Source organism: Parasphingorhabdus litoris DSM 22379, from assembly GCF_020906275.1.
Lineage (GTDB): Bacteria > Pseudomonadota > Alphaproteobacteria > Sphingomonadales > Sphingomonadaceae > Parasphingorhabdus > Parasphingorhabdus litoris.
This window is the reverse complement of record NZ_CP086727.1, coordinates 497,212-519,563: the sequence shown is the minus strand read 5'-3', so window position 1 is coordinate 519,563 and position 22,352 is coordinate 497,212. Positions and strand designations below refer to the sequence as shown.

The window sequence follows — 22,352 nt, the reverse complement described above, 5'->3', positions numbered from 1 at the left end:
TCTCGCCTTCTTACGCGCTCGGCAGTTCCAAGACGCGCTTGGAAATGATGTTAAGTTGCACCTCGGTCGTGCCGCCGAGGATGGAATAAGCGCGATTGTAGAGCCATGTATTAGCCAGGCTGCCATATTCAATGCCGTCAGGACCAATGGTCGCAGCATCCGTTCCGCCGATATCCATGCGCAGCTGGCTGCCTTTCTTGGTCAGTTCAGACGCTGCATATTTCAGCATGGACGATTTTGCGCCCAGTCCATTTCCGGCATTGGCCTCGTCATTCAGCCGCTCCACCGTCAGATTATAGGCCCAGTCATCAATTTCGGCCTGGGCGATTTTTTGACGCAAAGACGGATCATCCAGACGCCCGGTTGCATCCACGCCAATTTCTCCGGCGGCATAGCCACCAAGATTTTCAGGCCCGGTAGCCCCGCGTAGCGGCGACATTGTACCCAGCATGCCGCGTTCGTGCACCAACAGGTTTTTCGCTACATCCCAACCACGATTTACCTCGCCCACAACCGATAGGTTATCGTCGCCGTAGGCTTTCGGCACTTTCACATCGTCAAAGAAAGTTTCGCAAAAGGGCGAATGGCCGGAGATCAGGATGATCGGCTTTACGCTGATTCCTTCACTCGCCATATCCATCAGGATGAAAGTAATGCCCTTATGCTTGGGCGCATCAAAATCTGTGCGGACCAGACAGAATATCCAGTCGGAGATATCGGCATTGGACGTCCAGATTTTCTGACCGTTGATCAGCCAGTGATCGCCCTTGTCCTCACATTTGGTTTTGAGCGAAGCCAGGTCAGAACCTGCACCCGGCTCCGAATAGCCCTGACACCAGCGAATTTCACCGCGCGCGATTGCTCCCAGATGCATCAGTTTCTGTTCGTGCGTACCAAAAGCCAGCAAAGCGGGCCCAAGCATGGATATGCCAAAGTTGCTGAGCGGCTTGCGCGCGTTGATCCGGTCGCGTTCTTCGGTAAGAATCTTAGCTTCGTCTGCTGACAGGCCGGCACCGCCATATTCCTTGGGCCAGGTCGGAACCGTATAACCTTTGGCCAAGGCGGCTTCAAACCAGCGTTTCTGGGCATCGGACTGGAACTCCCATTGACGGCCACCCCAGCATTGATTCTCTGCCGTAATGTCACCATCGCGCATTTCTTCCGGGCAGTTTTCTGCCAGCCAAGCCCGTGTTTCCGCGCGGAACTGTTCCAGATCGCTCATAATTTCCCTCTCGTAATCAAACCGTCATATTGCAGACTGCGAAGGGCTGGCACTGCGCAAATAGTTAGCCCGAAAGAAGAACCAGCCCAATAACGCGTCAATCTAGCCGCAGCATTTGCTTGCCGAAATTCTGGCCTGCGAACAGCCGCTTCAGGGTGTTGGGGATATTGTCAAAACCCTCCTGAATGTCTTCCTTGAAGGTGATTTTACCTTCTTTGATCCACTGACGCATCCGTTTTTGCGCTTCGGGATATTCGCTCATATAATCCAACACGATGAAGCCGGACATGGTGCCGCGCTTGAAGACCAGGTTGAAGTAATTTTCCGGACCGGCTGGCATATCGCCCTTTTCATAGCGAGAAATGCCCCCGCAAATCACGACGCGTGCATGCATGGCGATATGCGATAGCGCGTCATTCAATATGCTTCCGCCCACATTGTCATAAAAGACATTGATTGACTGGTTACAAAGCTCTTTCAGCTTCGCCCGGACATCTTCGTTTTTATAATCAATCGCGTGATCATAGCCGACATCTTCGGTCAGCCAGTCACATTTTTCCTTGCCGCCTGCGATTCCAATAGTCCGGCATCCGGCGATCTTGCCGATCTGTCCAACCATCGATCCCGTGGCGCCCGCTGCCCCTGACACTACCAAAGTATCGCCGGGTTGCGGTCGACCGTGTTTGAGCAGGCCGAAATAGGCGGTCATACCGGTTGTGCCCAGAGCGCCCAAATTTGCGCCGAGCAGTTCATCATCAGGAACCTTGTTCAGTTCGCTGCCGGGAACCATGGCATAATCCTGCCAGCGCAGCATGCCCATGACCTTGTCACCAACCGCAAATTTTGGATCACGCGACTCGACCACGGTTCCGACTCCACTGCCACGCATGACTTCGCCAATTTCTGTAGGCGCAACATAGCCGCCAATATTTTCCATCCAGCCTTTTTGCGCGGGATCGAACCCGAGAATTTCGTTCTTGACCAGCACATGACCTTCGGCAACCTCGGGAACTGGCGTCACGACCTTCTTGAAATCATCGTCAACCAATCCGCGTCCTTTTGGGCGTCCGTTGATCAGCCATTGTCTGTTGTCGGTCATTATCTTCTCCCGTTACGCAATAAGAGCAGCTTGATAGATCACCGATAGTCCAAGAGATAACTGGCAGCTTTGATAGCAGTCAAAAGGGTAGAGAATTTCCGATTCTATGGCATATCGAGCCTATGAAGAAATTTTTTGCCTTCACCGTCTTGCTGATCCTCCTGCTGATCGGAGGCGGTTTTCTAGCTCGCACCACCCTCGGCTGGAATGACGGAATGCGGGAAGCGCGTTCGGAAATTCACGCGACAACGCTCAACGGAAAACTCTACGTCGCGGGTGGGATCGGACTGTTCCGGGTCCTCGACAGTTGCGAAGCGCTGGATCTGACATCGAATAGCTGGTCAGGATGCGGCAAACTCCCGCGGGCCCTCCATCATGTCGCGATGGCGGCAGATGACCGGCATGTCTATGCATCAGGGGGATATGTCGCACTCCCGTTCGAAGCGGACCAAGAGGCCGGTCTCTTTCGTTATGATCCTGCGACCAGCGCCTGGACCGAGATCAGCAAGCTGCCGCATCCGATCGGCCAGCATGCGATGACCCATTTTGACGGTGCCCTCTATCTCATTGGCGGGCAGGATGACGGGACGGATCTCAACACCATGTGGCGTTATGATATCGCGGCTGACACATGGTCGGCTATGCAACCGATGCCGACAGCGCGCCACTCCCATGCCATCGCCCGCGCTGGACCCTTGGTATATGTTACCGGCGGACGCAGCACCGAATTTGGCAGCGAGATGAAGCAAGTCGATGCCTATCATTTGACCGAAGACCGCTGGGAGAATCTGCCGGATATGCCGCGTGGGCGCGGTGGCCATGGTGCTTTTGTCAGCAACAACAGATTGCATATATTTGGTGGCGAGTCGCTAAGTGCCGGGAAAGTTCTTGCCGATCATGACATATTGGATCTTGAGACAATGCAATGGTCCGCCGGCGAGCCTCTCGATCAGCCGCGCCATGGCTTTGCAGTCAGCGACAAGGAAATATCCGGCGACATCACAATCGTCGGAGGCGGCGCGCGACCGGGGATGGAGACCATCTATTCCGTAACCGGTACGGCTCAGACACTGGCGATTGATACTATCGAATAACAGCAAGGCGGATAACAAGGGGAGGGGAACAACAATGAGAACCAGCAAAGACGAAGGTGTGCTGCTCTACGCATTTACCTGCGGCTACATTACCCTGCCGATGAGCTTCTTTCTTGATGGCGAACCGGGCAAGGCGAAAGTTCCGGCTTGTGTCTTCTTGATCGATCATCCCAATGGTCTGGTGCTCTTCGATACCGGTTTCAGTGACCGGTTTGTCGGGATGGAAAAAGGACTCGGTAAAATTGTCGATATGCCGAAGGGCGAGAGCGTTGCGGATCGATTGCGCGCGCTAGATATTGATCCCGCTAGGATCGATTATGTGATCAACTCGCATCTCCATATCGACCATGCCGGTGGTAACGCCCTGATCCCCGACGCGACGATCATCGTTCAGGAACCCGAATGGGATTTTGGCATGAGCGGTGAAGACACGGCCTATGATTTACAGGACTTTGACACGGGCCAATCGGTCAAGCGCATCGCTGGAGATCATGACCTATTTGGTGACGGCACAGTGATAATTTTTCCGACCGCTGGCCACACGCCGGGCCATCAATCGGTTCGGGTGAAGACAGCAACCGGCGAAGCAGTGCTTGCTGCCGATTGCTGCAATATGCGACGTTCGCTGGACGAGATGCATTTGCCCGATCATTGCTACAATGTGGATCAATATCGCGGATCGCTCGAAAAACTATCGCAATTGCGGCGAAATGGAGCGCAGATTTTCTATGGTCATGACCCAGATTTCTGGGCGATGGTCCCACAGGCGCAAGCGCTCGATCTGAGCGGCCCGGGCACAATCTGATACCCGTCCTACTCCCTATAACAATAGTGGCGGGCACCCCTGCCTGCGCTATGTAGATTTTAGAGCAAATTCCCCGTCAGAGGGCAATTATTAAAGGAGCGAAGCCTTGAGCGATACACAGATGGCAGACAAAGATGTCATGATCGACATTTTCACCCGCGCAGACCTGATCATGCAATCGGATATCAAATTCCGCAAAATGATCGGCGCCGGTCAATTGCAAATTGTCTATTATCCCGTGCGCGGTCAGGAAGTTGTTTCTGCCGCGATGATGGCGGCGGTCAATCAGGAAGATTATCTGGTTACCATCTATCGCGGTCTGCATGACCAGCTCGCCAAAGGCATTCCTTCCAAAGACCTTTGGGCCGAGTTTGCAGGCAAAATGGCGGGAACTTGCAAGGGCAAAGGCGGGCCGATGCATATCACTCACCCTGAAACTGGCGTGATGGTCACGACGGGCATTGTCGGATCGGGTATTCCGATTGCCAATGGTCTGGGTCTGGCCAGCCAGCTGGAAAAAGACGGCAAAGTAACGGTCTGCTGCTTTGGTGATGGCGCTTCTAATATCGGTGCATTCCACGAAGGCCTTAACATGGCGCAGGTCTGGAAATTGCCTGTGATTTTCCTCTGCCAGAACAACCTCTATTCCGAACACACGCCGATGGCCTTTGCGACCAGTTCCGAAACGATCAAACAGCGCGGCGATGGTCTGGGCATGCGGTCGGTACGGGTCAATGGCAATGATGCCAGCGAAATGTATGCCGCGGCGAAAGAGGCCGTCGAATATGCGCGTGCTGGAAATGGTCCGACATTGATCGAGGCAATGACATTCCGCTTCCACGGCCATTTGCTCGGCGATACGGGCCACTATATTCCGGAAGCGGAAATGGAGCAGGCGCTGAAAGATGATCCGATGCCGATCCTGCGCCAACAACTGCTCGACATGCAGATTAGCGAAGCCGATATCGCCGCTATCGAAGCAAAAAATGCCGCGATAATTGATGAAGCCGCGCAATATGCACTCGACGCACCTTATCCGCCTGGAGATGAATATCGCATCGATGTTCTGGACGTGGAGATTGCAGCATGAGCGAGAAGCCAGCAGAAATTATGTTCGCTCAGGCCTGTAACATGGCGATGGCCAAAGCGATGGCCGACGATCCGAAAGTCATCCTTATGGGTGAAGATATTGCCGACGAACAAGGCGGCGGTGTATTCAAAGTGACCCTCGGTTTATCGGAAAAATTTGGCACCGACCGTGTCCGTTCAACGCCTATTTCCGAGCAGGCGATTGTTGGTGCCGCCGTTGGTTCGGCGCTGGTTGGCTACAAACCGGTCGCGGAAATCATGCTGATGAACTTCATCACTGTGGCGATGGATCAGATTGTCAATCACGCAGCCAAGCTGCGCTTCATGTCCGGTGGTCAGACAAGCGTGCCTTTGACCATTCGCACCACAACCGGTGCTGGTACCGGCCTTGGTGGACAGCATAGTGATATGCTGGAGGCATGGCTGGCCCATGTTCCCGGCCTGAAAGTCGTTGCGGCTTCCAATCCAGCCGATGCTTATGGCTTGCTCTATTCTTCGATCATGGATCCAAATCCGGTGATCTTTATCGAGAACACACCGACTTATTTCACCAAGGGTCCAGCACCAGCGCCAGACCATGTCGTGCCGCTGGGCAAAGCATCGGTTCCACGCGAAGGCAGCGATATCAGCCTCATCACCTATGGCCGCGGCGTCGGTGCATCCCATGCCGTTGCCGAGAAACTAGCTGGTGAAGGCATTTCCTGTGAAGTGGTTGATTTGCGTACGATCGCGCCGTTTGACGAGGAAACCGTCCTCAAAAGTGTCGCCAAGACCAAGGCTGCTGTCGTCGTACATGAAGCGGTGAAAAATTTCGGCACCGGTGCGGAAATTTCATCGCGGATCCATGAAGAGCTATTCTCTGAACTTAAAGGGCCGGTTGGCCGGGTTGGATCGGGCTATGCGCCGGTTCCCTTCTCTCCTGCGATCGAAAAAGCGTGGATGTTCAGCGAAGACGATATCGAACGCGAAATTCGCAAAATATTGGGGTAAAAATGGCTACTGAAATACGAATACCGAAACTGGGGTTCAGCATGGAAGTCGGGACGCTGGCAGAATGGCTTGTACCTGATGGTGCGGACGTCACCGAAGGGCAGGAAATCTATGCTCTGGAAAATGACAAATCGACCCAGGAAGTCGAATCGCCGGCGACGGGAAAACTCAAGATTCTGGTAGATACAACAGGGGAAGAATATCCGGTTGGCGAACTGATTGGGACGATCGAATAACCGGCCATCAAAGTGCCAGTTTGATACCCTATCAACATTATTAGTAATGTTTGGTTGACTGCAAAACCAAACAACGCGACAAGTGGCGCAAGTTGAGGGTCCAGATATAAGGGCTCCACGGAGGATAAGCGCTGTTATGGCAGAAAATTTTGTTGCAGAAATACCCGATGTTTCGAAGGCCACATTCCGTCGCAATGTAGATAGTGTCACCATCACCAACGCAGCGGAAATCCGCCCTGCGGCAGAGGCAATCCATCAAATTGCGCAATCCTATGGCTTCCGCATTGCGGTCAGCGCGGACATTTCATCCAAAGCCCATTTGGTTGATGCCGAAGGGGAACTGATCAACAAGGATATTTTCGGCTGGGTTGCTGAAGGCGAGCGCTGGTGGGAAGACACCAGACTGGCGCTTAGTTCGCCGCTGCCGCGCGCCTGTCGCTATGAAAGCGAGCCGATCTGGTGCAATGCCGACGGCTTTCATGGCCATTGGCAGAATGAATATCTTGACGAGATCGACTTGAAGGAATTTTACGACACTGGTGCCACCGCTAAATCGGCAATACTGATTCCGGTCCATTTGCCATTCGGCCAGATCGCAGCAGTCAGTTTCACTCCAAAAGATTATGAAGTGACAGATCTGAGTGAACCCTACCGTCTTTATTCCGATTTCCTGGCAATCGTAACCAGCCGCTTTGTCACTGGCTATGTTCTGGCAATGCGCAAAAAGCACCGAATGCCAGCCAATTGCATCCTTTCGAAACGCGAAGCGGAATGCCTGCATTGGGCCGCCATCGGCAAGACAGACAAGGAAATCAGCATGATCCTGTCGCTCAGCCACGCGACGATCCGCTATCATGTTAATCGTGCGGGGCAAAAACTGAATAGTGTCAATCGAGGTCAGACGATTTTTAAGGCGGGGCAGCTGGGGTATCTGGGTGCGACGGATTGATTGCGCAGCCTCCCCACCGACCATAGCATTCGTCATCCTGAACTTGTTTCAGGATCTGGGGAGCCACCAAGACCAGAGAGATCCTGAAACAAGTTCAGGATGACGATAAGGTGGCAACGGCAGGCTCAATTCCGCAACAATGCGAACACGCCCGTCATCGTCATCAGCAACCGGTCACCGGCAACAATCTCGCCATGGCAATAAGCCGTTCGCTTGCCCTTTCGGTCAATATGAGCATGGGCCACGACCCAATCCCCTAGCTTCGCGCCGCTGAGGAAATTCGTACTGAGATTGATCGTGGCAATTGGCAGTCGCGGCTTTTCGCTGACAAAGAGCTGATAGCTAAGCGCCACGTCGGCCAGGGTGGTGAGTACACCGCCATGCGCGACGCTGATCCCGTTCAAATGTCCGTCGGTAATCCGAATGCCGACCGCAATATGATCGGCCTCGTTGCGCGTGAAATAGGGGCCAGCGACATCCAGAAATCCGCTGGAAAATGTCGCTGGTTGAAACCCTTCCGGTATTGAATCCAAAGCGTTATTCAGCCGCTTCGAGTTTGGGGCTTTTTGGCGGTTCCTTGCTGGTTAGCCATTTTTCCAGAGTCTCGTGAAAATGGCGGATCTTGCTTTCCTGATATTGGGCAAAGATGGAGACGCCATGCGGCTGGTTTTTCACGCCTTTTTGCATGCCCTTATGATTGAGATAATCCTGATTGAATATCTTGTTGAGATAGCTGCCAAACTCTGTCGCTTCTGTATAGTCATCGTGCAAATCAAGGAACGTGCATTTTGCCGGTTCCGGGCGCTCGGCCCCTTCAGGCAGCGGAACCATGAACATTACTTCATGCAGCGACTGTTCCGGGTTGTCACCATCAGGGCGGAACCGGTAGAAGATCGGATTAAAATCAGCCCATGGGCTGAAATTGGGGAACACGCTGTAGAAAATAGCGTCGGTCAAATCGGCATCGCTGATCTCGTCGACCATATCGCCCCAAGCAGGGCGCATCTCCTCACGCCGGGCTTGCGCCGCTTCGTCGCGCAACTGGTGGGCAGAAACGTCGGTGTAGATCATCGGCATGTCTTCTTCTTCCGGTGCGATCTTTCCGCCAATCCAGTTGCACATATGGGGGTCGGCGGATTTCAAATCGCCTTCAATGTAATTGGCTTCCATGTCGAAAATGCCGCTCTTGCCATTAGGCAACGAGACCTCGACCCGGTTTTCTTCCAGCCGCTTGAATGTGTGCTTGCTGATCGGATGGATAAAACTTTGAAAAGCTTTCTGATCGGGGAAAGCCGTCGGATCAGGCTTTTCGAGATCCGTATGCGGGCTTGGTGCACCGTGGGCGGACATAGCGCGAGACACGTTGTGCCAGACATCATATTTGCTGTTGGCATCGGAAAAGGCTGGCATCAATTCGGGATGCGTGCCCACCACATGATAGGATTCCATGAAAGCTTCCTGCGCAATCTTCCAATTGCAAGGCAGGCGCTTGATCATATGTGCGGCTTTATATCGGCGCTCGAATGGAATCTGGAAATGCCGGTCGAGGTCGCCGAGGAAATCTTCCAGTGGCTCGCAATTGGGATCGGGATTGATAAAGACAAACCCGCCCCATTCGCCAACGCGTACTTCTTTCAGGCTGTGGGTTTCTTCGCTGACGCTCGGAAAATCCCACTGACATGGCACTTCTTTCAGCTTGCCGTTCAGCTCCCATGACCAGCCATGAAACGGGCAGCGCAAGGCTTTCTGGCCCTTCTTATGATGGTCGCAAATCGCACGCCCGCGATGCATACAGCTGTTGGGATAGGCTTTGATCTCGTCTTCCGAAACGCGCACAACCAGGAACGACAATCCAGCAATGTCATATACGAACGTATCGCCGACGTCTTTGATATCATCTTTGTGGCAAGCCATTTGCCAGACCCGTTTCCAGAGCATTTCCACCTCGCGGTCATGCTCTTCCTTGGTCCAGTAACGGCTGACTTCCACTTCCGTCAGGCCGGGTTCCATGGGAGATTCTTCAAAATATACTTCCGGAGCACGCACTTTGTCGCCTTCCAGCAACTCGGTATAGGAAATGCCGTTTGACCGATTGTGACCCGTTAACGTCTCGACCATTATCTTCTCCTGAAAACTACGCTTATTTGCGATCAGACTACCGCAAGAACCGGCAAACTCCACTAGTGAATCTGGCAGCCAATGCACTTTACGAGTCTGATAAGTGATGACGCATTATCAGGGTAAAACCTAGTGTTTTTGAGAGGACCGTTCGGCCCTGATACCTGTGTATCTTCCTCGCAAAGAAGCAGCTACGAATCTGCCTAAAAAGGAGAGCAAATCCGTGAAACTCTATTCCAGCCTTGGTCCCAATCCTCGGCTCGTCCGCATGTTCCTGGTCGAAAAGGGCATTGAGGTGGAACGAATCCATCTCGATATAATCACCGGCGAAAATCGCAGTGACGATTATGCCAAGAAGAATGTTATGCAGACGACGCCAACGCTGGAACTCGATGACGGAACACTGATTAGTGAATCGACGGTCATCTGCGAATATCTGGAAGAAACCAAACCCGACCCCGTCCTGATCGGATCTACCCCCGAAGAGCGAGCAGAAACGCGGCGCTGGGCGCGCCGGATCGATCAGGAAATTGCAGTTCCAATGACGCTCGGCTTTCGTGGCGGCGGCGGGAGGCCCATGTTCGAGCCGCGCATGAATGTGGTCAGCACCGAAGCCGCAGCCGAATTGTCGGCGATGTCGGACAAGCACTGGATTTGGCTCGATGGTCAATTGGGCGACAAAGATCATCTCTGCCATGGCAAGCTGACATTGGCTGATCTTGTCGCTTTCTGTTTCATCAAATTTGGGGGCACCGTGGGATGGACTCTGCCTGAAGGCACAGACAATCTGGCACGCTTTGCAGCCAAGATGGAAGAACGGCCCTCCGCTGAAATCTGGCGCGGCGCAGAATGAGCGATACGCCCGCTACTCTCGCCAAGCTCGGTACGATCATGCAGATCAGCTATGTGCCGGAAGATTATGACGCAGCGCTCGATTACTGGACGCAGAAAATGGGTGCCGGCCCATTTTTTCACACCGAAGGCGTGCAAGTTGAAAATGTTAAATATCGCGGCGAGCCTTCCGACATCCAGTTTTCCATGGCGATCGGCTATTGGGGCGATGTGCAGGTCGAGTTGATCCGACCTGACAATGACGCGCCGTCCATGTTCAAGGACTGGCGCGCCAAGGGTCTGCAAGGGGTTCAGCATCTTTGCATCATCGTCGATGATCTGGCCGAAGCACGGCAAATAACCGAAGACAAAGGCGGCGAAGTCATTCAGGAAGTCAGCCTGCCCGGCGGCGTTGGCGGTGCCTTCTATGCCGATTATGGCGGTGGTCCCGGTACAATCATCGAATATTTGCAAATCCCGCAGGCGGGGCTCGACGGCTTTGCAGCCATGCGACAAGCCCATCTCGATTGGGACGGCGTGACCAATCCGGTAATAGGAAAAGAATAGATATGAGCGAAACTCCACCAGAACGCAGACCAGACCAGAAACCGATTAAATGCGTGCTGGTCGCCGCTGGCAAATATCACGATATTGATTTTGCCCGGCTTGAAATACTAAAACTGCTTGCCGAGGATGACCGCATCCGCGTGCGGGTTTTTGAAGATTATGAAAATCTCGAAGCAATCAGAAATGCCGATATATTGATCAGCTATACCTGTGATCTGCTGCCCAGCGAAGCAGCGCAAAAGAACATCCAGAACTTTGTCAAAAACGGCGGCCAATATTTTGCGCTGCATGGAACCAACAGCGTCTTGAAATTCCTCGAAGACGGCAGGGTCGATGCACCCGATGACATGCCGACATTTGTCGATACATTGGGCAGCCGGTTTTTGTCCCATCCTCCGATCATCCCGTTCACCGTCGACAACGCGCAACCGGATCATCCGCTGGTTAAGGATATTCCTAGTTTTGAAACGGTCGACGAGCAATATCTGGTTGAAACGCGAGCGGAAATCGATGTGCTGCTCGACACGGAATATAATGGCGAGGACGATATTAGCGGCTTTGTGCACAGCGATATCAAGAAAAGCCGCCACCCGGTCTTCTACATTCGCAAAATGGGCAAAGGCGCCGTGCTCTATCTGACGATGGGGCATTGCCGCGGTCATTATGATATGGATCCAGTCCTCGACTGGTGGCCCGAAGTGGACCGGTCCGGTTGGCAGCAGCCGATTATCTATGATCTGCTGCGCCGCGGCATCAAGTGGTGCTGCCAGCCCGCAATAGCAAAATTCTAGCCGCAAAACGCAAACCAAACCCCAATATTTTAAAAGGAGAGCAAAATGGATTTAGGACTGAAGGGCAAAAAAGTTATTCTTACCGGTGGTAGCCGCGGGCTAGGCCGCGCAGCACTGGAGCATTTCGCCAAAGAGGGTGCGGACGTTGCATTTTTCTCACGCAATGCGGAACAGGTCGCAGCGGCCAAGAGCGAGTTGGAAGCCCATGGCGGCAAAGTATTCGCCGAAGCGTTTGATATGACGGATGCCGAGGGCTACCCCAAATGGTTGGAGAAAGCAGCAGGCGAGCTGGGTGGCTGTGATATCTTCATCCACAATGTCAGCTCTTCCGGTGCGGGCGCGACCGGTGATTGGGATGTCACTTTCCAGACCGACATTATCGGCGCTGTCAAAGCGCTCGAGGTACTCGAACCGCATCTTGAAAAATCAGACGACGGCAGCGTGATCTTCATGTCATCGACCGCAGCATTCGAAACGTTCGTGGCGCCGCAAGCGTTTAACGCGATGAAGGCTGCGCTCATCACCTATGGCAGCCAGCTCAGCCAAGCGCTCGGCCCCAAAGGCATTCGCGTCAACATGGTATCCCCGGGCCCAATTAAATTCCCGGGCGGCAACTGGTCGCAGATCGAAGCTGGCATGCCGGAATTTTATGAAATGACCAAAGCGGGCTTTGCCCTGGGTGATTTCGGTGAAGCTGATGATGTTGCACGCAGCGTGGTCTTCCTCGCCAGCCCGGCATCAAGCTATACCACTGGCGCGCATCTGGTAATTGACGGTGGCTTTACGAAACGCGTGCAGTTTTAAGCTTAATTCCTCTCCCCTTGAGGGAGAGGACAGATTTGCTTGTCAGCTCTGCTGACTAGAAAATCTTGGTGAGGGGTTGAGAAGGCGTGACAAACCTCCACCCCTCTCCAACTCGACTAGGCAGACAAGCTGCCAAGTCTCCGTTTCCTCTCCCTCAAGGGGAGAGGATAGATCATCCTAGTTTACCGCCCGGTCTTTTCCATCCCAATAGGGCGCACGCAATTCGCGGCGCAGAATTTTGCCCGATGGATTGCGCGGCAATTCGGGAATAAAGTCGACAGACTTCGGACATTTGAAACCGGCAATATTGGTCCGGGCATGAGCAATCAGCTCTGACTCGTCCATCTTCGCACCGTCTTTCAATACCACACAGGCTTTGACCGCCTCGCCCCATTTCTCATCAGGCACGCCAATGACCGCGACATCCGCAATGGCGGGATGGCCATAGATCGCATTCTCCACCTCAGCGGGATAGATATTTTCGCCGCCCGAGATGATCATGTCCTTCACCCGGTCATGAATATAGAGATAGCCATCCTCATCGAAATAACCCGCATCGCCGGTACGCAGCCAACCATCGGCATCGATGGTTGCTGCCGTAGCTTCGGCCATGTTCCAATAGCCTTTCATATTGAAGGATGAGCGCGTGGCAATCTCACCTACTTCGCGCGCAGGCAATGCGCCTCCTTCTTCATCGATGATCTTGACCTCAACGCCTTGCAGCGGCTTGCCAACCGAGCGCATCTTGTCATTGCCGTTCGGATCATGGTCCTCCGGCGGCAGCGCGACTATTGTCCCCGATGTTTCGGTCATCCCGTACATCTGAACAAATTCGCAGCCGAACATATCAATGCTCTGCTTCATCATTTCGAGCGGAATAGGCGAAGCACCATAGGTGATATATTGGAGCCTGGAAAAATCGACCTCACCAACACGGGGATGGTTGAGCAATATCTGAATCGCCGCCGGCACCATGAAGATCTTGCTGATGCCATATTGCTCTATGAAATCTAGCGCTTGCGCCGGATCATATTCCCGCACAACGATCGCGTGCCCACCATTATACATATTGCCGAGACCCGACCCGGTGCCGCCGATATGGAAACAGGGCATGGCGAGCAGCATCGTCTCCCCCGGTTGCGACCTTTGCCAGTCGGCCAAATCATCGTCGGTCAGCTTGGCCCGCGCTCCGAAAATCGAATAGCCGGTCATGATCGCGCCCTTGGGGTGGCCGGTTGTTCCCGATGTATAAAGCTGCAACGCATCGTCATCAGGTGCACAGGCTACCATCGGATCGACATCGGGAAACCCGTTGCGCCATTCTTGATAACCGGCAAATTCCTCATCCGCCTGTTCCGAGCAAAAGATGGTTTCGACATATTCGAACTGCGGCCTGATCTGCTTCACCAGATCGATAAATTCAGGTCCGATGAACAGAATTTTGGCTTGGCAATTATTGACGATATAAGTGACTTCCGGACCGGCTAGCCGCCAGTTAACCGGCGTCATTACCGCGCCAATTTTCGCAGCACCCAGCAATATTTCGAAATAGAGATGCGAATTCTTGCCCATATAGGCAATCCGGTCACCCTTCTTAACGCCCAGCGAAGCCAAGCCATTGGCGGCCCGGCTGCTGCCCTCATTGAGCTGGGCGTAGGTCATCTGGTCACCTTCAAATGTGAACACCAGGCCATCACCCTGCTCTTTGGCTTGTTGCCGGATCACGTCCGCGATGGTGACAATATCTTCTTTCAGCATGGTCCTGTCCTGTTTTGGCGCCCCTCATCGTGAGCGATTCTCATAACTCTATCTAATCGCCGCAGCGGCGCAAACAGCCTAGCATATTGACTAGCCGTCTTGGCCGAAAGCTTGGATTAGGATTGGATAATGCGCGACTTAGCTCTCCACCAGATTACCATGACGCAGGGCGGACCAATCGGACTTGTCCGGTTCGCGGCCAAGGCGAGTCTCAAGAAAGTCTGCCTGTTCACCGCAACACCTCTAGACGCACATGATAAGCCGATGTTTGCGATTGTGGAACCATCAGACAAAACAGAATTTCAAAGCCTGCTCGCCGACAATGATGTGTCGATCATCAATGCGGAATATTTCCCGATCATGCCCGAAACCGATGTCACCGGATATGCAGCAGCACTGGAACTGGCTGCTGAGCTTGGTGCAAAACGCGCTGTCACCCATATTCATGAGGTTGATCCGACACGGATTGCCGATCAACTCAGCGCGCTGTGTAAAATGGCCCGTGATTTGGGCATGGAAGTCGGACTGGAATTTACCGGCTTTGCGAAGGGTTGTGACAGCCTCGAAAAAGCGGTGAACCTGCATCGGACCATCAACCAACCCAATCTCAAAATCGCGATTGATGCGCTGCATTTGTTCCGGACAGGCGGCACGCTGGAACAGCTAAAAACCGTTGATCCCCAGAGCATCGGCTATGCTCAAATATGCGATGGCCCGCATTTTCGGAAGTCCGATGATTATATAGAAGAAGCAATGAACCGGATGATACCGGGAGAAGGCATGTTTCCGCTGCGCGCCATGATTGATCTGTTAGGAGAGCATGTCGATCTGGATATTGAAGTACCCCATTATGCGTCAGGATCATTTTTTGACGCCGAAAATTGGGCGCTTGAGGCAATAGCGGCGAGCAAAGAGCTGCTGGAGTGATTGGAGGCAGAAATGACACATGAAGACTTAATCGACCGAGCCAAGATCACCGACCATGTCCTGAAATATGCCACCGGAATCGATTGGCACCAATGGGACTTATATCGCTCCATTTTCGCGGACGAGATCATGCTGGATTTCTCCAGCTGGTCCGGCGATCCCGCGAGTATCATGCCAGCCGATGACTGGGTGGCCGGCGTCCGCGCAACGTTAGAGCCTTTTGACGCCACCCAGCATGTGCTAACCAATTTTGTGATCGACCTGAAGGAAGATCGCGCAAACTGCATCTGTTATATGGCCGCCCATCATCATCTTGTCGTTGATGGTGAGCGGCAGATGCATAGTATTGGTGGCTATTATGTGCATGAGCTGGAACGGGCCGGAGAGGGTTGGCTGATCCACAAAACCCAGCTCAATGTCACTTGGGAAATGGGCGATCGCGGTCTGTTTGAACTGGCCGCCAGGCGCGGCGGCGCATCGATCGCCTGAAGCTATTGCACCTTGCACAATAGATGTTAAATTGTCCGGACAAATTTTATGAAAGACTGTCCCTATGTTTCTTACAACCTTGGCGCTCGCCGCCGCCGGATCACCGCAAGACCTTACCCTCGGCGAGCAACTGCCCGGCATTTATACCAATGAAGAGCAAGCCTATTTTGAGAAAGATGCAGGCCGAACGCCCCCGCCCTGGATATCGCTAAAAATCGAAAAGCAAGACGATAAGCTGATCGTCACACGCACGGATGCTTTCGGCAAAGCGGTTGCCGCGCCGTTGAAGGGATATGCCGCAACAGGAGTGAAACGCGACAGCCTGACAATGGGAGGATGCACGCGTTACTTTGATCGCTCGGACGCCGGTTGGGTCTATAGCAAGTTGCAAAACAAAAAGGCCTGTCTTCAGGATTTTCAGATCACCAGCGTGGAGGCGGGCGGGTTGAAACTGCGTTTTTCGGATGGCACCGAAACCAAATTGAAACGCGCCCGCCCGGTTGAATGCTGGGCTGCTGCCAAGAAGACCGAACCCAAGGCCGATGGCAGCCCGGATTGGCTGTTCGTCCAAAAATTGAGTCTGCATGATCAAGGCGGACGAGTCATGATCGGGGGCGAAGATAGCGGCGCTGAACCGCTGATCTTGCGCATGCGCGCTGTCTATTGGCCGAAACCCAGCACCAACCGGCCGAGCATGGTTTTGTATGTCCACAAACCGGATAATCCGGATCGCGCCGTCAGCTATAGCTGGGCCGATATCAATGCTAGTCGGGTTGGTCTAAACCTGCGCTGGATGCAGGCCAGTTGCACAATCAAGGGTGCAGAGCGGGCTTCTGATGTGACGAGCCAAAATTTCCGCGGCTGATTACTGGGACGGCGGTGCAAACAGCGCTGAATCAATCTTCGCATTGACCTTGGTTTCTGTCCAGAAAACCTCGTTGGATTTGCGCCCGTCATAATAGAGCGTAACATGGCGCGCCTGTAACCAGCGCGGATTTTCGAGACGCACGAAATTGTCATAGACCCGCAAATGCCAGCCCCTTGGCGTGCGAAAACCCATGGTGCGAATAGCATGGCTTTGCTGATCAATACCGAAAAGTGTTTTGCCACCCTTTGGATCGGTTAGCTCGACCATGTAGAGCGCATGGCCGCCAACATCATCATCTGGCAAGCGGGTGGCGACAAAGCCGGGCTTGTCAGCCTGACGGATAATCCCGAAACCAAAATTGCTTGCCCAAAACTTATCCGCCTCAGCCTTGGGCGTGATGCCCCGTTCCGTCCATGTGGTTTCTCCATCATAGCCCACTTCGAAAATCAGCCTGTCCGCATTTTTCGCGATGATACGAACCTTGCCATCGGCACCATGAGCGACAGTGCGGTTGGGGTCAAAGACACGCCACATTCGGTAATTGCTGGCCCTGGTGCGAGGTTCATGACCTTTGGGTCCATAGAAAACGGCATGACCGGACAAGGTCAAAGTCCGGGCGTTCGCCCAATCATCACCGCCCGCCGCTTCGCGGGCCATAGCCAATATCGCCGCACCATCCAGTTGATCATCCGCTGCCCCGACAGGAACCGCCATCACTGCCATGGCCATCACAACCAAATATTGGAAAAATCTGTTCACTGCATGCCTCTCTATTTGTCCGGACAAATTTATCTTGCCTTGGTCTGGTGGTTTCTGTCAACATGGGCCCATGAAACAAGGCAGCAGATATTCAGCAAATGGCCGGACAATCAATCGGCGCGCCTTTGTCGGCGGCATGAGCGCATCGCTCATTGCCTGCACGGCACCGCGCCGCACGTGGAGCAAGACCACCGCAGATGTGATTGTCATCGGCGCCGGACTAGCAGGCTTGCACGCAACCTGGCAGCTGGAACAGACCGGACTGAAAGTCATTCTGCTCGAAGGCAATAGTCGAACTGGTGGCCGTTTATATACGTTGGACAACTTGCCCGGAGCGCCTGACGCTGGCGGCGTCCAGATCGGAGCAGCCTATAAGCGCTTCAACACCATTGCAGATCGTTTGGATGTCGAACGCTATCTGCCCGAAAGCGGCCGGGGCGGATATCTTTATAATGTCCGGGGACAGAATTTCCTGAAGGATGAATGGCCAAGTCTGCCGCAAAACAGGCTGGCCGATGGTGAGAAAGGGACAAGCCCGGATGCGCTGTTTTTCTCCTACATGCGAAAACTACCAACGCTTGAAACAACCGCGGACTGGATGTCTCCTGAAATCACTGCGGGTGATGTTTCCCTTGCCAGTTGGCTGAAGGCGCAGGGCGCATCAGATGAAGCGATGCGTTTCATGAATGCCAATCTTAACGGTCGTACGCTTGAGGAAATGTCGATGCTTCATATGCAGCGTACGCTTTCCATGTTCGGTGCCGCCCGCAAGGCCAATCCCGGACCGACCAGATTCATCCGCGGCGGGTCACAGCGCATGACAGACGCGATGACCAATACGCTAAACTCGGACATTATCTTGAACGCGCCGGTATCGGCGATTGAGGATGAAGGAGATGGCGTGGAAGTCACCTTGGTCGACGGTCGGAAATATGGCGCGCGTCATGTGATTTGCACAGCGCCTTTCAGCACGGTCAGAAATATGAAAATCGAAGCCGCCTTGCCGCTCGCCATGCGAAACACTATTCGGCGACTTCCCTATACAAAAGCGAGTTTTGTTTTTCTGCGCGCATCCGATGCCTTCTGGAAAGAGGATGGCCTGCCGGAATATATCTGGAGTGATGATCCGTTGATTGGGCGTGTGTTCACACTGAACAGCGATCCACCGTTGCTCAAGATCTGGGTCAACGGCCCCGCTGCAGAAGCACTTGATTCTATGGACCCACAACGGGCAGCTGCAGAAATAATCACACGCATTGAAAAGATCAGACCATCTGCAAAGGGCAAATTATCCTATCTCGACATGTTCAGCTGGCAAAAAGAGCCTTTTGCGCGCGGCATTTATCATCATATCGGAACAGGTGTCGGTGCTGCGCTGGCCAGCACCGTCCAGCATCAGGGCGAGCGGCTGCACTTTGCAGGTGAGCATATGACACAAAACTGGCCCGGCATGGAAGGCGCACTCGAAACTGCTGAAAGAGCCACATCCAGAGTATTGGCTTTGGCTTAGGGGAGAAACAGAAGCCATGGGCAACAACCACAAAATCCTGACCAGCCGCCGTGAATTTGTCGCCGCAGCGGCAGCAACGGGTCTTATGACTTCACAGGCAATCGACGCCAAGACGCATGCTAGTAACAAAGAGCACAGGACAAAGAATGCTGCTCAGACTTTTGTTCTGGTTCATGGCGCATGGCATGGCGGCTGGTGCTGGCGCGATGTCCGATCGCAGTTGGAAGCGCAGGGGCACAAAGTGTTCACACCGACCCTGACCGGACTCGCGGAACGCGCGCATTTGTTATCGGCAGATATAGGGCTGGATACGCATATCACGGATATTATGTCGCTGATCGACTATTATGATCTGAAAGACATAGTGCTTGTTGGCCACAGCTATGGCGGCATGGTGATTACGGCAGTGGCCGACGCTATGAAGGATCGGATCAGCAAGATCATCTATCTCGATGCGGCCTTACCGAAACATGGTGAGACGATGATCACGCAAGGACCGGAACGCAGCCCAGAAATGATCGCGCAGACCCGAACGGTATTGGAAGGACTGGCACCAGATGGTATCGGCATGGCCGCCTTCCCGCCAGATATTCTCGGGATTCCGAAGAATCATCCCGGCTATGAATGGGTTGCCCAGAAGCTGACACCCCATCCGCTCAAGACATGGTTGGACCCGATCCAACTGCATAATGGCGGGTCAACGGGACTGAAGCGCAGCTACATTCATTGCACCGCGCCGGTCCTGCCCAATAGCAGCTTTCCCTATCACGCGGCGCAGGTACAAGCAGACCCAAGTTGGACATACCATGCGCTGGCCACCGGCCATGACGCGATGGTGACCGCACCGGATCAGCTTTTTCGGATATTGACGGCTACATAGATAACCCCGCCATCCTTTGGGACAGCGGGGTTTCTTGATGATGCTTGATCAGCTTAGAATTTGAACGTTGCTTCAGCTCCAAAGCTGCGACCACGGCGAAGGGGAATGAAGAACGCCCGTGGACCGCTCGTATCCGCTCTTTGACCTGCGGCCGCCAATGCTCCGAACGGGATATCCCGCGGTGCGAAGCCATAGCCGAAATCGAGCCAACGTGTCGCCAGTGGTGTCGAATCCTCATCGAACAGGTTACGGCCAAAGACCGCTACTTCCCAATTCTCTCCACCTATGCCAAGCTTTGCGCCGCCTATCGTGGCGGAACCAGTTTTCGCCCGATTATGAACCTGCACAAATTTCGAAGATTCATGGCTGATATTGAAGTTGATGAAATATTCCATCGTGTCCGACAGGTCATCGCGCCAGTCAAAAGCCGCCGATAACTGCCAGTCGGAACCCAATGGCAATCGCCGACCACTAATGTCGCACAGCGCATATTCCGGATCATTGGGGCGGCCTTCCAGACCGACCGGCTGTTTCAGGCCACCGGAATTGAGCGTATATTCAAACTCGTCGCAGCCGCGTGTAAACTTGGCGTCCGTATAAGCCGCGGTTGTCGTCACAGTGAACTGCTCGACGGGCCGCATGATGACTTCCAGCTCAAAACCTTTGACTTCCGCGTCACCCTGGTTGGAAGCAACGGATGTCGTTGCGGTTCCGGCCCCCGGTGTCGTCAGAACAGGTTGGGTCAGCTGAACGCTCTTTATCTCGTTGTAGAATAGCGAGAAGTTGGTTTGAAGTTGCCCGTTGAGCCAGGTCTTTTTGATCCCCAATTCGCCGCCACGCAGCGTTTCATCCTCATAGGTTGGCAGTCCATTGGCTGCACCAATACTACCATTAAGGCCGCCCGGCTTGTTACCCTCGGTATAGATAGCATAGACCAGCGTATCTGGATCAGGTTGCCAGTCCACGGTCACGCGAGGCACGAAATCCTTGGTCCGGAAGGGTTCCGTTTCAACAAGCTCACCATCGGTTGTTGCGGTCGCCCCCACAATTTCAAGAAAGCCTTTTTCCTCATCCAGATAACGGCCCTCAACACCAATGGTTACGGTTTCACCCAGATCCGCTTCGATGCGTCCGAAGATCGATTTATTCTCGATCGTCTCAATCTGGTTGTCATTGTCACGGAAAAAGTCCGTGCCGGCGCGACCAGATTGCTTAGTGATATCAAACTGCTTGCGCCGGAAATCATAATAATAGACGCCCAACAATCCGCGAATAGGCTGATCTTCGGGGCTGAAAATTTTCGCTTCGATGCTGAAATCTTCGAAAATTCTCCGGTTCGTGGAGGAGAAAAAGGCTTCGGATGCGGATGGCGGCCCGAAGAAGAGGTTGAGATTGCTGTGATCGGAATCGAACCCTGTAAAAGTCTCGTCATGGCGATAACCGGTCACTGTGCTGAAGACCCAGCCGGAGCCGCCAATATCCCAGTTCATTTTGCTGTTCAGCGTCCAGCGTTCCAATGAAATACCCGAAATACCAGCCAAGCCTGGCGTCGTAGAATCAAGGTTTGGTCCTCCGTTGAAGATTCCTGGTTCATCGGTGTTCAAGAAAATATTGTCGGGATCCGGACGAAGCACACCACAGAAATACTGGTTGTCATTGTCATTCTGTCCTCGCGCACCAAAGTTCCGGAAGCGGACACTTCGAAAACCAGGTTCACAATTATTTTCCGAGGCAAATTGCAGCGTACGCGGAAATTCCTCATCCCGGTCTTTTTGATATCCGACACGGATCCGGAAATCGAAGTCATCTGTCGGCGTGTAGAACAGCGTTCCTGCAAAAGACGTCGTTCGTTCGCCACCAACATCCTGGCGACCGGAAATCTGGTTGGTAAACTCGCCTTCGTAATTATAGTAACGGCCATCAACGCGCGCTGCGAGAACGCCGGGAATGATCGGCAGGTCAAGACTGCCGGTCACTTCATATTCGCCGAATTCGGCAATTCTGCCGCGAACTTGCCCGCCAAATTCATCACCTGGATTTTTGGTGATGAAGTTAATCGCGCCCGAATAGGTATTCCGGCCATAGAGCGCCGATTGTGAACCTTTCACCACTTCGACTCGTTCCAGAGCATCAAAGTTGATCGATTGGATATCGCCGCGGAACAGCGCGCCGTCTATGAAAACTGATGCGCCAGATTCAACGCCAAACTGCACCCCGGCCAGAACGTTACCAAGACCGCGAATAACCGGACGATCCGTGCCGCGACCAAAAGCCTGACTGAAACTCAAACCCGGTGTCAGCGTCGCAATATCATTCACGTCCCGCAGGTTTTGCTCGTCGAGACTTTCAGATGTGAATGCGGTCACAGCGACAGGGGCATCGTTGATTGATTCCGCCGTTTTGCGTGCTGTGACGATGATTACATTGGGATCTTCGTCTGCTGCTTCTGCACCGGACTCTGCTTGCGCATAGGCTGGCGCGGATACCATAATGCTGGTTGCCAGCAATGAAACACGCAGTACTGATTTCATGACCATCTACTCCCTTTTTAGTCTGTCTCGACTGT

At 53.5% G+C, this 22,352-nt stretch carries 22 protein-coding genes; 15 read left to right on the top strand and 7 right to left on the bottom strand.

Annotated elements, in window-relative coordinates:
- Positions 1–10 precede the first annotated feature (10 nt).
- The gene (locus tag BS29_RS02605; RefSeq protein ID WP_229955673.1) at positions 11–1,222 is read right to left on the bottom strand and encodes an acyl-CoA dehydrogenase family protein; all 1,212 of its coding nucleotides are present in this window, start codon (positions 1,220–1,222) and stop codon (positions 11–13) included.
- A 97-nt stretch (positions 1,223–1,319) separates the two neighbouring features.
- Positions 1,320–2,321: an NADP-dependent oxidoreductase gene (locus BS29_RS02600; protein WP_229955672.1), complete on the bottom strand. Its 1,002-nt coding sequence runs from the start codon at positions 2,319–2,321 to the stop codon at positions 1,320–1,322.
- A 122-nt stretch (positions 2,322–2,443) separates the two neighbouring features.
- On the opposite strand from BS29_RS02600, the gene BS29_RS02595 reads away from it, so the two are divergent.
- From BS29_RS02595 to BS29_RS02570, 6 genes are all read left to right on the top strand, one after another.
- Positions 2,444–3,415, top strand: coding sequence for a Kelch repeat-containing protein (locus BS29_RS02595; protein WP_229955671.1), 972 nt, complete (start codon positions 2,444–2,446; stop codon positions 3,413–3,415).
- A 34-nt stretch (positions 3,416–3,449) separates the two neighbouring features.
- Entirely contained in the window at positions 3,450–4,220 is a 771-nt protein-coding gene (locus BS29_RS02590) for an N-acyl homoserine lactonase family protein (RefSeq protein WP_229955670.1), read from the top strand.
- Positions 4,221–4,326: 106 nt separating this feature from the next.
- Positions 4,327–5,310: a thiamine pyrophosphate-dependent dehydrogenase E1 component subunit alpha gene (locus BS29_RS02585; RefSeq protein ID WP_326838489.1), complete on the top strand. Its 984-nt coding sequence runs from the start codon at positions 4,327–4,329 to the stop codon at positions 5,308–5,310.
- Positions 5,307–6,299: an alpha-ketoacid dehydrogenase subunit beta gene (locus BS29_RS02580; protein WP_229955669.1), complete on the top strand. Its 993-nt coding sequence runs from the start codon at positions 5,307–5,309 to the stop codon at positions 6,297–6,299. The genes BS29_RS02585 and BS29_RS02580 overlap by 4 nt, the downstream gene beginning before the upstream one ends.
- A gap of 2 nt (positions 6,300–6,301) precedes the next feature.
- On the top strand, positions 6,302–6,535 hold the full coding sequence (locus BS29_RS02575) for a biotin/lipoyl-containing protein (RefSeq protein WP_229955668.1): 234 nt from the start codon (positions 6,302–6,304) through the stop codon (positions 6,533–6,535).
- 136 nt (positions 6,536–6,671) lie between these two features.
- On the top strand, positions 6,672–7,484 hold the full coding sequence (locus BS29_RS02570) for a helix-turn-helix domain-containing protein (RefSeq protein WP_229955667.1): 813 nt from the start codon (positions 6,672–6,674) through the stop codon (positions 7,482–7,484).
- Positions 7,485–7,609: 125 nt separating this feature from the next.
- Here the strand turns inward: BS29_RS02570 and BS29_RS02565 are convergent, their stop codons facing one another.
- Together BS29_RS02565 and BS29_RS02560 are read right to left on the bottom strand one after the other, a co-directional pair.
- Positions 7,610–8,017 carry a PaaI family thioesterase gene (locus BS29_RS02565; protein WP_229955666.1) on the bottom strand — a complete coding sequence of 136 codons (408 nt, stop codon included), beginning with the start codon at positions 8,015–8,017 and terminating at the stop codon, positions 7,610–7,612.
- 4 nt (positions 8,018–8,021) lie between these two features.
- A complete protein-coding gene (locus BS29_RS02560; protein WP_229955665.1) occupies positions 8,022–9,602 on the bottom strand; it encodes an aromatic ring-hydroxylating oxygenase subunit alpha in 1,581 nt (526 codons plus the stop codon).
- Between the two features lie 223 nt (positions 9,603–9,825).
- Here BS29_RS02560 and BS29_RS02555 point away from each other — a divergent pair, with 223 nt between their 5' ends.
- Genes BS29_RS02555 through BS29_RS02540 form a run of 4 tightly spaced genes read left to right on the top strand, consistent with a single transcriptional unit; the run spans position 9,826 to position 12,595 of the window.
- On the top strand, positions 9,826–10,455 hold the full coding sequence (locus BS29_RS02555) for a glutathione S-transferase family protein (protein ID WP_229955664.1): 630 nt from the start codon (positions 9,826–9,828) through the stop codon (positions 10,453–10,455).
- On the top strand, positions 10,452–11,000 hold the full coding sequence (locus BS29_RS02550) for a VOC family protein (RefSeq protein ID WP_229955663.1): 549 nt from the start codon (positions 10,452–10,454) through the stop codon (positions 10,998–11,000). Before BS29_RS02555 ends, BS29_RS02550 begins: the two co-directional genes overlap by 4 nt.
- Positions 11,001–11,002: 2 nt before the next feature.
- On the top strand, positions 11,003–11,791 hold the full coding sequence (locus tag BS29_RS02545) for a ThuA domain-containing protein (RefSeq protein WP_229955662.1): 789 nt from the start codon (positions 11,003–11,005) through the stop codon (positions 11,789–11,791).
- Positions 11,792–11,836: 45 nt separating this feature from the next.
- Complete coding sequence (locus BS29_RS02540) at positions 11,837–12,595, top strand: SDR family NAD(P)-dependent oxidoreductase (protein ID WP_229955661.1); 759 nt, start codon at positions 11,837–11,839, stop codon at positions 12,593–12,595.
- A 177-nt stretch (positions 12,596–12,772) separates the two neighbouring features.
- Here BS29_RS02540 and BS29_RS02535 read toward each other — a convergent pair whose 3' ends face one another.
- Entirely contained in the window at positions 12,773–14,353 is a 1,581-nt protein-coding gene (locus BS29_RS02535; protein ID WP_229955660.1) for a fatty acid--CoA ligase, read from the bottom strand.
- A 129-nt stretch (positions 14,354–14,482) separates the two neighbouring features.
- Between BS29_RS02535 and BS29_RS02530 the strand changes: the two genes are divergently transcribed.
- The 3 genes from BS29_RS02530 (at position 14,483) to BS29_RS02520 (ending at position 16,634) form a co-directional block, all read left to right on the top strand.
- A complete protein-coding gene (locus tag BS29_RS02530; RefSeq protein WP_229955659.1) occupies positions 14,483–15,280 on the top strand; it encodes a sugar phosphate isomerase/epimerase family protein in 798 nt (265 codons plus the stop codon).
- A gap of 12 nt (positions 15,281–15,292) precedes the next feature.
- Positions 15,293–15,769 carry a nuclear transport factor 2 family protein gene (locus BS29_RS02525; RefSeq protein ID WP_229955658.1) on the top strand — a complete coding sequence of 159 codons (477 nt, stop codon included), beginning with the start codon at positions 15,293–15,295 and terminating at the stop codon, positions 15,767–15,769.
- Between the two features lie 64 nt (positions 15,770–15,833).
- A complete protein-coding gene (locus BS29_RS02520; protein ID WP_229955657.1) occupies positions 15,834–16,634 on the top strand; it encodes a hypothetical protein in 801 nt (266 codons plus the stop codon).
- On the opposite strand, the gene BS29_RS02515 is transcribed toward BS29_RS02520, so the two are convergent.
- Complete coding sequence (locus BS29_RS02515; RefSeq protein WP_229955656.1) at positions 16,635–17,396, bottom strand: LolA-like protein; 762 nt, start codon at positions 17,394–17,396, stop codon at positions 16,635–16,637.
- Positions 17,397–17,466: 70 nt separating this feature from the next.
- On the opposite strand from BS29_RS02515, the gene BS29_RS02510 reads away from it, so the two are divergent.
- Complete coding sequence (locus tag BS29_RS02510) at positions 17,467–18,906, top strand: flavin monoamine oxidase family protein (RefSeq protein WP_229955655.1); 1,440 nt, start codon at positions 17,467–17,469, stop codon at positions 18,904–18,906.
- A 16-nt stretch (positions 18,907–18,922) separates the two neighbouring features.
- Positions 18,923–19,786 carry an alpha/beta hydrolase gene (locus tag BS29_RS02505; RefSeq protein WP_229955654.1) on the top strand — a complete coding sequence of 288 codons (864 nt, stop codon included), beginning with the start codon at positions 18,923–18,925 and terminating at the stop codon, positions 19,784–19,786.
- Positions 19,787–19,839: 53 nt separating this feature from the next.
- Here the strand turns inward: BS29_RS02505 and BS29_RS02500 are convergent, their stop codons facing one another.
- A complete protein-coding gene (locus BS29_RS02500; RefSeq protein ID WP_229955653.1) occupies positions 19,840–22,317 on the bottom strand; it encodes a TonB-dependent receptor in 2,478 nt (825 codons plus the stop codon).
- Positions 22,318–22,352: the final 35 nt, after the last annotated feature.